The sequence below is a fragment of the Pedococcus ginsenosidimutans genome (assembly GCF_039544395.1).
GTDB classification, from domain to species: Bacteria; Actinomycetota; Actinomycetes; order Actinomycetales; family Dermatophilaceae; genus Pedococcus; species Pedococcus ginsenosidimutans.
This window is the reverse complement of the sequence record NZ_BAABLO010000013.1, coordinates 147,829-160,171: the sequence shown is the minus strand read 5'-3', so window position 1 is coordinate 160,171 and position 12,343 is coordinate 147,829. Positions and strand designations below refer to the sequence as shown.

At 72.0% G+C, this 12,343-nt stretch carries 13 protein-coding genes; 5 read left to right on the top strand and 8 right to left on the bottom strand.

From position 1 onward, the window contains the following. The first annotated feature begins 79 nt into the window (after positions 1-79). From ABEA42_RS17665 to ABEA42_RS17645, 5 genes are all read left to right on the top strand, one after another. Complete coding sequence (locus tag ABEA42_RS17665; protein ID WP_345505195.1) at positions 80-871, top strand: thymidylate synthase; 792 nt, start codon at positions 80-82, stop codon at positions 869-871. A 63-nt stretch (positions 872-934) separates the two neighbouring features. After that, positions 935-1,402: a dihydrofolate reductase gene (locus tag ABEA42_RS17660; RefSeq protein WP_345505194.1), complete on the top strand. Its 468-nt coding sequence runs from the start codon at positions 935-937 to the stop codon at positions 1,400-1,402. A gap of 43 nt (positions 1,403-1,445) precedes the next feature. After that, positions 1,446-2,051, top strand: coding sequence for a GNAT family N-acetyltransferase (locus ABEA42_RS17655; protein WP_345505193.1), 606 nt, complete (start codon positions 1,446-1,448; stop codon positions 2,049-2,051). Beyond that, positions 2,048-2,779: an AzlC family ABC transporter permease gene (locus ABEA42_RS17650; protein ID WP_345505192.1), complete on the top strand. Its 732-nt coding sequence runs from the start codon at positions 2,048-2,050 to the stop codon at positions 2,777-2,779. Before ABEA42_RS17655 ends, ABEA42_RS17650 begins: the two co-directional genes overlap by 4 nt. Next, positions 2,776-3,090: an AzlD domain-containing protein gene (locus tag ABEA42_RS17645; protein WP_345505191.1), complete on the top strand. Its 315-nt coding sequence runs from the start codon at positions 2,776-2,778 to the stop codon at positions 3,088-3,090. Before ABEA42_RS17650 ends, ABEA42_RS17645 begins: the two co-directional genes overlap by 4 nt. 31 nt (positions 3,091-3,121) lie before the next feature. On the opposite strand, the gene ABEA42_RS17640 is transcribed toward ABEA42_RS17645, so the two are convergent. From ABEA42_RS17640 to ABEA42_RS17605, 8 genes are all read right to left on the bottom strand, one after another. Beyond that, positions 3,122-3,490 (bottom strand): VOC family protein, encoded by a 369-nt coding sequence (locus tag ABEA42_RS17640; protein ID WP_345505190.1) that lies wholly within the window; start codon positions 3,488-3,490, stop codon positions 3,122-3,124. Between the two features lie 31 nt (positions 3,491-3,521). Further along, positions 3,522-3,887 (bottom strand): hypothetical protein, encoded by a 366-nt coding sequence (locus tag ABEA42_RS17635; RefSeq protein ID WP_345505189.1) that lies wholly within the window; start codon positions 3,885-3,887, stop codon positions 3,522-3,524. Next, positions 3,888-4,640: a 4-hydroxy-tetrahydrodipicolinate reductase gene (dapB, locus tag ABEA42_RS17630; protein WP_345505187.1), complete on the bottom strand. Its 753-nt coding sequence runs from the start codon at positions 4,638-4,640 to the stop codon at positions 3,888-3,890. It lies immediately after the preceding gene. Between the two features lie 98 nt (positions 4,641-4,738). Continuing rightward, positions 4,739-7,312, bottom strand: a complete 2,574-nt coding sequence (locus tag ABEA42_RS17625) for an ExeM/NucH family extracellular endonuclease (protein WP_345505186.1) — start codon at positions 7,310-7,312, stop codon at positions 4,739-4,741. Positions 7,313-7,441: 129 nt separating this feature from the next. After that, entirely contained in the window at positions 7,442-8,665 is a 1,224-nt protein-coding gene (locus ABEA42_RS17620) for an NAD(P)/FAD-dependent oxidoreductase (RefSeq protein ID WP_345505185.1), read from the bottom strand. A 165-nt stretch (positions 8,666-8,830) separates the two neighbouring features. Next, a complete protein-coding gene (locus tag ABEA42_RS17615; RefSeq protein WP_345505184.1) occupies positions 8,831-11,245 on the bottom strand; it encodes a polyribonucleotide nucleotidyltransferase in 2,415 nt (804 codons plus the stop codon). 179 nt (positions 11,246-11,424) lie between these two features. After that, entirely contained in the window at positions 11,425-11,694 is a 270-nt protein-coding gene (rpsO, locus tag ABEA42_RS17610; protein ID WP_056884706.1) for a 30S ribosomal protein S15, read from the bottom strand. Between the two features lie 121 nt (positions 11,695-11,815). Next, positions 11,816-12,322, bottom strand: a complete 507-nt coding sequence (locus ABEA42_RS17605) for a helix-turn-helix domain-containing protein (RefSeq protein WP_345505183.1) — start codon at positions 12,320-12,322, stop codon at positions 11,816-11,818. Positions 12,323-12,343: the final 21 nt, after the last annotated feature.

The window sequence follows — 12,343 nt, the reverse complement described above, 5'->3', positions numbered from 1 at the left end:
CCCTGCCCCCGGTGGCCGGATCCCTCCGCCCCGCGGTACGGCGCCACCCCGCGTCGGTGCGCGGTGTTAGGTTGCCGTCGTGCAGCAGTACCTGGACCTCCTCGACCACGTCATGACGCACGGGACGGACAAGTCCGACCGCACCGGCACCGGCACCCGCTCGGTCTTCGGCTACCAGATGCGGTTCGACCTCTCCGAGGGTTTCCCGGTCCTCACCACCAAGAAGCTGCACCTCAAGTCGATCATCGGCGAGCTGCTGTGGTTCCTGCGCGGCGACTCCAACGTCCGGTGGCTGCAGGAGCGCGGCATCACGATCTGGGACGAGTGGGCCGACGAGAACGGCGACCTGGGGCCGGTCTACGGCTACCAGTGGCGGTCCTGGCCGACCCCGGACGGCGGCCACGTCGACCAGATCGCCAAGGTCATCGAGTCGATCCGCACCAACCCCGACAGCCGGCGGCACATCGTCTCGGCGTGGAACGTCGCGGACGTCGACTCGATGGCGCTGCCCCCCTGCCACACGATGTTCCAGTTCTACGTCGCCAACGGCAGGCTGTCGTGCCAGCTCTACCAGCGGTCTGCCGACATCTTCCTCGGCGTCCCGTTCAACATCGCCTCCTACGCCCTCCTGACGATGATGGTGGCGCAGGTCTGCGACCTCGAGCCGGGCGACTTCGTCCACACCCTCGGTGACGCCCACCTCTACTCCAACCACGTCGAGCAGGCCCGACTGCAGCTCACCCGCACTCCCCTGCCGCTGCCCCGGATGCGGATCGCCCCCGGCAAGCAGATCGACGAGTTCGAGCTCGGCGACTTCGAGCTCGTCGGCTACGAGGCGCACCCGTCGATCAAGGCCCCCATCGCCGTCTGAGCAGCCGGCCCGGCAGCGTCCGGGCTGGTGGGCGGCACCGGGCCGCGGCCTACGCTGTCGTGCATGACGAACGTGACCCTCATCGCCGCTGTCGGCCGCAACGGCGTCATCGGCGCCGACAACGACATGCCCTGGCACCTGCCCGAGGACTTCGCGTTCTTCAAGCGCACGACCATGGGCCACCCGATGGTCATGGGGCGCAGGACGTTCGACTCGATCGGGCGCGTGCTCCCGGGCCGGCGCACGATCGTCGTCACCCGCCAGCGGGACTGGTCCCACCCCGACGTCGAGACCGCCCACTCCCTCAGCGAGGCGCTGGCGCTCGCCGGCCCGGCGACCGAGGTCTTCGTGTGCGGTGGGGGGCAGGTCTACGCCGAGGCCATGCCCTGGGCGCACCGGCTCCTGGTGACCGAGGTCGACCAGTCCCCCGAGGGTGATGTGAAGTTCCCCCCGATCGACCCGGCGCAGTGGCGGGAGACCGCCCGCGAGGACCGCGAGGGTTTCAGCTGGGTGACCTACGAGCGCACCTGAGGGGCCGGACGTCCCGCGCGGGCCGGGTGCGAGGATGGCGTCCATGAGCTCCGAGCACGACCACCCGCACGACCACACCCACCCGACCGGTCCCCTCGCCGACGCGAGCGTCCGCATCGCGCGTGAGACCGACGCCCCCGCCGTGGGGTTCGTGCAGGCGGTCGTGTGGCGCGAGGCGTATGACGGCGTCGTGCCGCCCGAGGTGCTCGAGGCGTTCGAGCCGCAGGCCTTCGCGAGCGCGTGGCGCCAGTCCCTGGCCAACCCGCCGCAGGGGGTCTACCGCCTGCTGGCGGCGTGCGCCGGGGACCAGGTCGTGGGCTTCGCCTCGATCGGGCCGAGCCAGGATCCCGACGCCGACGCGGCGACGGGTGAGGTCTCGGCCCTCGCCGTGCACCCCCAGGCCCGCCGGGCCGGGCACGGCTCGCGCCTGGTCAACGCAGCGGTGGACACCCTGCGCGGGGCCGGTGCCGAGTCCGTGCACGCGTGGGTGCTCGCCGGCGACGAGGCGACCCGCGCCTTCCTCGCCGCCTCGGGGCTGCACCCCGACGGCGCCTTCCGCGACCGCGTGGTCTCCCCCGCCGGCGACACCGCGCGCGAGGTGCGACTGGTCGCCGACATCCGGCCCGACGGGCCCGCCACCAGCCCGTGACCCTCGCCCTCGAACCGGCCCGCCGCCGAGCCGTCCTGCGGCAGTCGCTGTCCGTGGCCGTGGCCACCGGGGCCTACGGCGTGAGCTTCGGCGCCCTGTCCGTGGCGGCCGGGCTCGACCTCCTGCAGACGCAGGCCCTGTCGCTGCTGCTGTTCAGCGGCGGGTCGCAGTTCGCCTTCGTCGGGGTCCTGGCCGCCGGGCCGGCGGGGGCGCCCGCGGCCATCGCCACCTCGACCCTGCTCGGCGTGCGCAACGGCCTCTACGGCCTCCAGGTCGCACGACTGCTGGGCGCCCGAGGAGCCCGTCGCGTCGCGGCGGCCCAGCTCACCATCGACGAGTCGACGGCCGTCGGGGTCGCCCAGCCCGAGGCGGCTGCGGGGCGGCTCGGCTTCTGGGCCACCGGCGTCGGTGTCTTCGTGCTGTGGAACCTCACGACGCTCGTGGGCGCGCTCGCCGGCGACGCGATGGGAGACCCGCGCCGCTACGGCCTCGACGCAGCGGCGGCCGCTGCCTTCTGCGCACTGCTGTGGCCGCGGCTGCGTTCGGTGGACGCCTTCGCCATCGCCGCCCTGGCGGCGGTCGTGGCGGTCGTCCTCGCCCCGCACGCGCCAGCCGGGGTCCCGGTCCTCGTCGCGGCCACCACCGCCCTCGTCGCCGGTGCCTGGCGACGGGCCCACCACGACCCCGTGCCACCGCACCACTGGGCCGACGAGGAGGCAGGCCGATGAGCACGTGGACCGCGGTGCTGGTCGCGTCGGCCCTCGCCTTCGCGCTCAAGTACGCCGGGCACCTGGTGCCGGCTAGGTGGCTCGACGGCGACCGCACGACCCGCATCACCTCGGCGCTGCCCATCGCCCTGCTGGCCGCGCTCGTCGGCGTGCAGACTCTCACCTCGTCATCGGGTGCGGTCGTCGTCGACTCGCGTGCCGCCGCCGTGGGCGTGGCGGTCGTCGCCCTGCTGCTGCGGGCGCCGTTCATCGTCGTGGTGGTGCTGGCCGCCGCCGTCGCGGCAGGGCTGCGGCTGCTCGGCCTCCCCTGACGACGTCCGCCGACGGCGTCCCGTCAGCGGGTCACGGCCACTCGAGGGCGTCCTCCACGAACCGGTCGCCGGTCTGAATGCCCACGACGCAGAACACCACGCCGCCCGGGTCCTGCATGACGACGTAGCCCTGGCGCTCCTCCACGACCGTCGCGCCCAGCAGCCGGAGGCGGTGCACCTCCGCCGGCACGTCGTCGGACTCGATGTCGAGGTGGATGCGCGGGCCGCCGGACTCCAGTCGCTGCACCTCGAGGTTGAGGGTGCCCACCTCCCCGACGGAGGCGTACGCACCGTCGGGGCGCGGCCGCGTCCCCTGCACCCCCGCCCAGAACGCCAGGCTGGCGTCGTAGTGCTCGCCGTCGTGGTCGATGAGGACGATGCCGATGCGTGAACGGTGCATGGGCCCACCGTATGCCGCGCGGCGGCGCTGGTCAGCCCTGTTCGGCCTGCGAGGCCCGCGAGGCCCGCCAGGCCCGGACCGCGGCGCGGTAGTGCGCCTGTTCGCCCTTGCGGTCGCGGGCGACGCGGCACTCCTCGGCGCGCTCGAGCTCGCGCGCCCAGTCGCCGTGGGCGCCGGATGCGTTGGCCTGGGCCATCATCCGGGCCCCGTCCCGGGCCACCCGCACGAGCGGCAGCATCGCGGCCAGGGCGACCAGCGGCACGAGGATGACGGCGAGGCCGAGCAGCACCGCGACGGGGCGGCCGTCGGCGACGAGCTCGACACCGCGCCACCCGATCGTGGCCGCGTAGAAGGCGAGGACGACGAGCGTGACGAGGGCGGTGACCTTCTCGCGCACTCAGTCGTCCAGCCCGAGGACGTGCTCGAGCCCGACGGTGAGGCCCGGGTGGTCGCCGATGGCCCGGACCCCGGCCAGGACACCCGGCATGAACGAGCTGCGGTCGAAGCTGTCGTGGCGCAGGGTGAGCATCTCCCCCTCGCCGCCGAACAGCACCTCCTGGTGGGCGACGAGCCCGCGCAGCCGCACCGAGTGCACCGGCACGCCGTCGACCCGGGCGCCGCGCGCGCCACCGGGGTCCTGCGTCGTGGCGTCCGGCACGTCGCCGAGACCTGCCTCGGCCCGGGCGGCGCCGATCAGCGAGGCGGTCCGGGCCGCGGTGCCCGAGGGCGCGTCGACCTTGGCCGGGTGGTGCAGCTCGATGACCTCGACCGACTCGTAGAAGCGCGCCGCCTCCTGCGCGAAGCGCATCACGAGGATCGCGCCGATGGCGAAGTTGGGGGCGATGAGCACACCGACCCCCGGGTGCTCTGCGAGGGTGCCCCGCAACGACTCCAGCCGCGTGTCGTCCCAGCCGGTCGTGCCCACGACGACGTCGACCCCGCGGTCGACGCAGTGGGCGACGTTGCCCGGCGAGGCGTCCGGGACCGAGAACTCCACGACGACGTCCGCCCCGGCGAGGTCGCCGAGGTCGTCGCCCTGGTCGAACCGGCCCACGAGCTCGAGGTCGTCGGCCGCCTCCACGGCCCGGCACACCTCGCCGCCCATGCGTCCGGATGCCCCGATGACTGCCACCTTCGTCGTCGCGCTCACGTCCGCCAGCGTAGCGATGGCGGGCCCGACCCCGTGGGCCCGGACCCGCCATCGACGACTCCGTCGGTCCTCGCGACGTGGTCGCGGGGACGGACGTCCTACTTCACGAAGGCCTTGAGGCCGAGCACCACCGGGTCGTGGTCCGAGGACCGGTAGGGGCCCGGGTCGTGGAAGTCGGTCGAGTGGTAGTTGTACCGGCTGTACTCGAGCGCCACGGACTCACCGGAGTTGATGTTCCAGTGGTCGGCACCCGTGGACATCCTGAGCCCGGCCTCGTTGACGAGGATGTGGTCCAGCGAGCCCGACAGGCCGGAGAACGAGTACGAGTACCGGCCCGGGTCGAACGTCGAGCCCACGTCGGTGTAGCCCGCCTTGTAGAGGACGTCGAGCGGGTCCTCCATCGTGTAGGAGTTGTAGTCCCCGGCCATCACGATGGCCTTGGCGCCGTACTCCGCGGCGACGCCGGGCACCCAGTCGCGCAGGGCCTGCGCCTGCAGGATGCGGCTGGTCACCGAGGCACCCTGGCCGTCACCGCTGTCCTGGTCACCGGGGAAGGGGCCCGCCGATCCCTTGGACTTGAAGTGGTTGACCACGAAGAGGAACTTGTCGCCCTTGCCGGTCTTCTTCTTGAACGTCTGCGCGATCGGCTCGCGGGCGTTGACGAAGGCCTGGCCGTCGCCGCTCTGTTCGCCCAGCGCGCGGGAGCGGTCGACGCGCATCACGGTGGCCGGCTTGTAGATCATGGCCGTGGTGATGAAGTCCTGCTGCGAGGTGGGCGGCAGGTCGGTGGACGAGGGCACGAACGCCCAGGTGCCGGCGCCCGCCTTGGCGTTGAGCGCCGCGACGAGCCGCGACAGGGTCTCGTCGCGGGAGTGGCCGAACTGGGCCGAGTTCTCGACCTCCATGAGCCCGACGACGTCGGCGTCGAGCGCGTTGATCGCCGACACCTCCTTCTCCGTCTGCCGGGCGAGGTCGGCCGCGTCCCACGCGCCGCGCCGGTCGCAGCCGTCACGCACGGTGTCCCCGCTGCTGTCGCGGTCGTAGTAGGCGACGCAGGACGGGTCGGCGTCACCGAGGTCGGTGAAGTAGTTGAGCACGTTGAACGAGGCGACCTTGAGGTCCGGGGTGCCGAGCTGGCTCAGGTCCTTCTCGTCCGGCGCCGCGGTCCGGGTGTTCGCGAACGTCACCGGGGAGGTGGCGTTGTCCGGGCCGACGACCTGGGCGGTCGGCTGGAAGCGCCACAGGTTGAACCGGTAGTCCACGACCACGGGAGCCGTGAAGGTGGCGGGTGCACCGACGCGGACAGGCTTGGTCGTGGAGACGTAGGCCGGCGTCTTGTCCGCGTTGAGCAGGCACGGCACCGGTCGGGCACCGCACGTCGAGGCGGAGTAGCTGCTCGCCGTGAAGTTCGTCGAGGAACCGTCGTCGAGGGTGACCAGGCGCTTGGCGTTGTCGGCCACGACGGCGGCGGACTCGGCGCTGCCGGGCTTGGCCACCTCGGTGTTCTGCAGCAGCGGCGTGGTGCCGACCGCGAGGCCGACCTCGCCGTACTGGTTGGTGCCGAAGGTGTTGGTGACGGTGTAGGCGCCGGTGGGCTGGAACAGCATGCCCTCGATGGACTCACGAGCGCTGTCGCTGGTCGGCCACCCGGTGGTGAGCGCCTGGACGGGGCTGAACTCGCTGCCCGCGTCGACGACGTCGGACGCCGTGGTGGAGATCTCGGTGAGGCCGCCGAACTCGCTGACCCTGCCGGTCACCTTGACGAAGTTGCCGACCACGGCCTCGGGCGACAGCGTCCCGGGCTGGAAGACGTAGACGCCGTCCGACGCACCGTCGGTGCGCGGCTCGGGGCCGGTGCCCTGGGTCTGGAGGAAGAAGCCGTTGAAGCCACCGGTGGGGTACGCAGCGGTCACGACGCCCTCCACGGCGACCGTCTCACCGACGAGCGGCGAGGTCGCGCCGGGCCCCTGGACCTCGGCGATCGTCGCCGTCCGCGGCCCGGTGGGGGCCGGGGTGCACGCGTCACCACAGGCGGTCGGGCTCGGGGCCGCGAGGGCGAAGTCGGCCTTGTTGTCGGCGGTGTTCACCGGCGCGGGGGCGGCCTTGCGGGAGGCGCCCGAGGTCGCGCTGGTCGTGGCGGTGGGACCGGTCCCCGCGTAGTCGTTGGCCGCGGAGCCGAAGCCGACGAAGTCGACGACCTGCGGAAGCGCCGAGCAGGGGTTGGTGCCCGTCTTGATCGTGCAGCTGGGCAGCGGCTGGGCGGCGCTGACCAGGGCCACCTTGCCGGCGCCTGCGGCCATCGCGATCGAGCCGTCGACGTCGTAGGGCACCTCGGTGGTGCCACCCGCGCCGGCCCCTTCACGGACGACGTAGGTGGCCCCGGCCGGCAGCGTGCCCTTGAGCCCGGTGGCCTGGAAGCTCGTCCCCGTCGACGACGCGTACTGCACCGACCAGCCGTCGAGCTTCACCGGCGCCGTGCCGGTGTTGACCAGCTCGACGAAGTCGTTCTTGTAGGTGGCGCCGGTGTTGCCGCCTCCGCCGTACACCTCGTTGATCACGACACTGGCCGTCGGCGACGGTGCGGCCTGCGCACCCGTCGCCACGGAGACCACACCAGCGGTGAGCGCGATCGCGCCCGCCGCCCCCATCAGTTGCTTGCGGCGTTCGCGCACAGCAGTCCTCCACACCCGAGTTGTTCCCGAAGAAAGCGCCGCCCATGGATGCGGGCCCGGCGCCAAGGGTGCAGTCAAACATGGACAGATGCCCTTGAGGAGGTATGGAAGGCGTCCAGAAGGTAAAGGTCAGGTCAGGTTCTCCAGGGGCACATCGGCGTCGGCAAGTTTCGCCCGGTCGACCCGGGTGCGCGAGCGGATCAGGCCCTTGACGGCGTCGCCGACGTCCCACACGTTGACGTTCATCCCGGCGGTGACCACCCCGTCCCGCAGCCAGAAGGCGAGGAACTCCCGACCGGCCAGGTCGCCCCGGACCACGACCTCGTCGTCGGGGCTGCCGAGCCCGTGGTACTCCAGCCCCAGGTCGTACTGGTCGCTGAAGAAGAAGGGCAGCTGCGGCTCAGGACCCTGCTGGTCGAGCATGGCCGCGGCGACCAGGGCCGGCTGGTCGAGCGCGTTGGCCCAGTGCTCGACCCGGACCCGGCGACCGAGGAACGGGTGCTCGACGTTGGCGACGTCGCCGGCGACGAAGACGTCGGGGTCGCTCGTCCGCCCGACCGCGTCCGCGAGCACCCCGTTGTCGACCTCGAGGCCGGCCCCCTGCGCGAGGCCGACGTTGGGGGCCGCACCGATGCCGACGACGACCGTGTCGGCCGGCACCGTCGTCCCGTCGCCCAGCCGGACCCCGGCGACACGGCCGTCCTCCCCCGTGATCTCCTCGACGCTCACGCCGGTGCGCAGGTCGACGCCGTGCTCCCGGTGCAGGTCGGCGAACACCTGGGCCACGGTCGGCCCCAGGACGCGCACGAGGGGCAGGTCCAGGGTCTCCAGCACGGTGACGTCGGCGCCGGCCTCCCGGGCCGCGGCGGCGACCTCCAGCCCGATCCAGCCCCCACCGATGAGCACCAGCCGCTGCCCGGGGCGCAACGCCTCGCGGAGCCGGTCGCTGTCCTCGATGGTGCGCAGGCTGAGTACCCCGTCGAGGTCCGCCCCGGGCAGGGTCAGGCGACGAGGGGAGCTGCCGGTGGCCAGGAGCAGCCGGTCCCAGTGGAGTCGCTCGCCGCCCTCGGTCACGACCTCGTGGGCGTCGCGGTCCAGGGCGGCGACCACGGTGCCCGTGCGCACGTCCACGTCGTGGGCGGCGTACCAGTCACGGTCGTGGACGAACGCGTTGTCGAGGCCCTCCCCCGTCTTGAGGTAGTCCTTCGACAGCGGCGGTCGCTCGTACGGCAGGTGGTCCTCGCCCGCGAACAGCACCAGCCGCCCCTCGAAACCCTTGTCCCGCAACGCCTCGACGGCCTTGGCCCCTGCCAGACCCCCACCGACCACCACGAACGTCCGCTCATCAGCCATGGGCACAGCCTTCGACGCCCGGGGCCGGAGCGCAACCCCCGGGGCACCGCAGCCCCGGGACCGGGCGTCCCCTGACGCCCCTGACTCCCCTGACTCCCTGACGCCGAACGGGCCGGCACACCGTGAGGTGTGCCGGCCCGTTCGGGACGTGCTGTGGGTACTGCGTCAGCTGGCGTCCTCGGACGTGGCCGTGGCCGCGCCATCGGGGGCGTCGCCCTGCTCGCCCCGGTCGCCACGCTCGCCACCGCGACGACGGCGGTTGCGGCTGCGCCCACCCTCGCGACGCTCGCCGCGCTCCTCGCCGGACTCGTGCGAGTCGCCGGACGTGGCCTCGGCGTCGGTGGTGTCGTCACCGGCTGCGTCGGCAGGGGCGGACTCGCCACCCTCGCCCTCGGGCAGGACGGCGGCCAGCGACAGCTTGCCGCGCGGGTCGACCTCCTTGAGCTCGACCTGGACCTTCTGGCCCACGGCCAGGACGTCGTCGACGTTGTCGATCCGCTTGCCACCGACGAGCTTGCGCACCTCGGAGATGTGCAGCAGGCCGTCCTTGCCGGGCAGCAGGGAGATGAACGCACCGAACGTCGTGGTCTTGACCACGGTGCCCAGGAATCGCTCGCCGACCTCCGGCATCTGCGGGTTGGCGATGGCGTTGACCATCGCACGCGCCGCCTCGGCCGACGGGCCGTCGGTCGCACCGATGTAGACCGTGCCGTCGTCCTCGATCGAGATCTGCGCGCCGGTCTCGTCCTGGATCTGGTTGATCATCTTGCCCTTCGGCCCGATGACCTCGCCGATCTTGTCGACCGGGACCTGCACCGCGATGACGCGAGGAGCGAAGGGGCTCATCTCGTCCGGGGTGTCGATGGCCTCGTTCATGACGTCGAGGATGTGCAGGCGCGCGTCGCGGGCCTGGGTCAGCGCGCCGGCCAGGACCGACGCGGGGATGCCGTCGAGCTTGGTGTCGAGCTGGATGGCGGTGACGAACTCGCGCGTGCCGGCGACCTTGAAGTCCATGTCACCGAACGCGTCCTCGGCGCCGAGGATGTCGGTCAGCGCGGCGTACTGCGTCTGGCCGTCGACCTCGTCGGACACCAGGCCCATGGCGATGCCGGCGACCGGGGCGCGCAGCGGCACACCGGCGTTGAGCATCGACAGGGTCGAGGCGCAGACCGAGCCCATGGACGTCGAGCCGTTGGAGCCGAGGGCCTCGGACACCTGGCGGATCGCGTAGGGGAACTCCTCACGCGTGGGCAGCACGGGCATGAGCGCCCGCTCCGCCAGCGCGCCGTGGCCGATCTCGCGGCGCTTGGGCGAACCCACCCGACCGGTCTCACCGGTGGAGTAGGGCGGGAAGTTGTAGTTGTGCATGTAGCGCTTGCGCGTCACCGGGGAGAGGGTGTCGAGCTGCTGCTCCATGCGGAGCATGTTGAGCGTGGTGACACCCATGATCTGGGTCTCGCCGCGCTCGAACAGGGCCGAGCCGTGCACGCGCGGCAGGACCTCGACCTCGGCGCCGAGGGCGCGGATGTCGGCGAGGCCACGGCCGTCGATGCGGACCTTGTCGCGCAGGATGCGCTGGCGGATGAGCTTCTTCTGCACGGAGCGGTAGGCGGCGGAGATCTCCTTCTCGCGCCCCTGGAACTCCTTGCCCTCACCGGCGAGGGAGGCCTTGGCGGCCTCCTTGATCGCGTCGATGCGCTCCTCGCGCTCCTGTTTGCCGGCGATGGTGAGCGCCTGCGTCAGGTCGTCCGAGGTCGCGGCCTCGACGGCGGCGTACGCGTCGTCCTCGTAGTCGAGGAAGATCGGGAACTCCTGGACGGGCTTGGCGGACTTGCTCGCCAGCTCGGCCTGGGCCTCGCAGAGGACCTTGATGAACTTCTTGGAGGCCTCGAGGCCCTCGGCGACGACCTCTTCGGTCGGGGCCTGCTTGCCCTCGTTCTTGACCAGGTCCCAGGTGGACTCGGTGGACTCGGCCTCGACCATCATGATGGCGACGTCGTCACCCGCGATGCGGCCGGCGACGACCATGTCGAACGTCGAGCGCTCGATGTCCGAGAAGTTCGGGAAGGCGACCCACTGGCCGTCGATCAGGGAGACGCGGACGCCACCGATCGGGCCGGAGAAGGGCAGACCCGAGATCTGCGTGGAGGCGCTGGCCGCGTTGATGGCGAGCACGTCGTACTGGTGGTCGGGGTTGAGCGCGAGCACCGTGATGACGACCTGGACCTCGTTGCGCAGGCCCTTGGTGAAGGTGGGGCGCAGCGGGCGGTCGATCAGGCGGCAGGTGAGGATCGCGTCGGTGGAGGGGCGGCCCTCACGACGGAAGAACGAGCCGGGGATCTTGCCCGCGGCGTACATCCGCTCCTCGACGTCGACGGTCAGGGGGAAGAAGTCGAATCCCTCGCGCGGGCTCTTCCCGGCGGTGGTGGTGGAGAGGAGCATCGTGTCCTCGTCCAGGTAGGCGGCGACGGCGCCGCCGGCCTGCTTGGCCAGGCGTCCGGTCTCGAACCGGACCGTGCGGGTGCCGAACTTGCCGTTGTCGATGGTGGCTTCGGCGAACTGGATCTCTGGACCCTCCATTGGGCCCTCCTTCTGTATCTCTCAACATCCACGCGCATCGTCGTTGTGCGCGGGCTTCCTTCTGGTGGTGCTGGGTGGTGCGTGCACGCGACTGCGCGTGCAGGTCGTACCGGGCCGGTGTCGGAACCGGCCCCATGCGACAGGGACGGCCCTCGTGGAGGACCGTCCCTGTCGGATGTTCAGCGGCGCAGACCGAGGCGCTTGATCAGCGAGCGGTAACGCTCGACGTCGACGCTCTCGAGGTAGCGCAGGAGCCGGCGGCGCTGGCCGACCAGCAGGAGCAGGCCGCGGCGGCTGTGGTGGTCGTGCTTGTGCTGGCGCGAGTGCTCGGTGAGGTCGAGGATGCGCTGCGTCAGCAGGGCGATCTGGACCTCCGGGGAACCGGTGTCGCCCTCGTGCGTGGCGTAGTCGGACATGATCTTCTGCTTGACGTCGGTGCTCAACGGCATGGGTCGACACTGCTCCTTCGTGGAATCGTTGCGCGGTGCCTCAGGGCTGGTTCACCTGGGCGCTCTGGATCCGCGGCCGGTCTACGGCGGTCCCAAGGCTACCAGCGGCCCACGGCCCGCCCTAATCGTCCTGTCCGACGCTCCGAGGACCCGCTGCCCTCCTCGCTGCCCGCGCCGCGCGCAGTCGCTGCTGTCTCAGGGCGAGCTCGAGGGTCGTGGGGTGCTCCCGGTCGCCCACGTCCTCGGCCGGGCCCTGCGCAGTGCCCCTCAGGTGGTACCAGGCCCGGGGCGGGTGGCGGTCGTACCGCGGTGACCTGATGGCCTCTCGCGGCAGCCGGTCCGGAGGCTGGACCTCGAGGTGCGCGGGAAAGCGTCGACCTGCATTGTCGCGCACTGCGTCCTCGGGGAAGGGCAGAACCTCGTGCCCGGCGTCGTCGAGCACGGCCAGCCGCAGGCCCGCGAGCGACAGGGCCCCGGCGAGCACCTGCTCGGGCACTCGTCGGGCTCCGCGCTCGTAGCTGGCCAACGTCGAGTGGGCGAGACCCAGCCTCTGGGCCATCTCGCGCTGGCTCAGCCGCGCTCGCCGCCGAGACCTGACCAGGTACCCCGCCAGTTCCAGTTCCCCCACTGTTGCCCCCGTCCGCTGAAG

Bases quoted from the DNA above. Each gene is read 5' to 3' on its own strand.
- ABEA42_RS17620 (WP_345505185.1), bottom strand. From the start codon at position 8,665: ATGGCTGATGAGCGGACGTTCGTGGTGGTCGGTGGGGGTCTGGCAGGG.
- rpsO (WP_056884706.1), bottom strand. From the start codon at position 11,694: ATGCCGTTGAGCACCGACGTCAAGCAGAAGATCATGTCCGACTACGCC.
- ABEA42_RS17660 (WP_345505194.1), top strand. From the start codon at position 935: ATGACGAACGTGACCCTCATCGCCGCTGTCGGCCGCAACGGCGTCATC.
- ABEA42_RS17645 (WP_345505191.1), top strand. From the start codon at position 2,776: ATGAGCACGTGGACCGCGGTGCTGGTCGCGTCGGCCCTCGCCTTCGCG.
- ABEA42_RS17640 (WP_345505190.1), bottom strand. From the start codon at position 3,490: ATGCACCGTTCACGCATCGGCATCGTCCTCATCGACCACGACGGCGAG.
- ABEA42_RS17615 (WP_345505184.1), bottom strand. From the start codon at position 11,245: ATGGAGGGTCCAGAGATCCAGTTCGCCGAAGCCACCATCGACAACGGC.
- ABEA42_RS17655 (WP_345505193.1), top strand. From the start codon at position 1,446: ATGAGCTCCGAGCACGACCACCCGCACGACCACACCCACCCGACCGGT.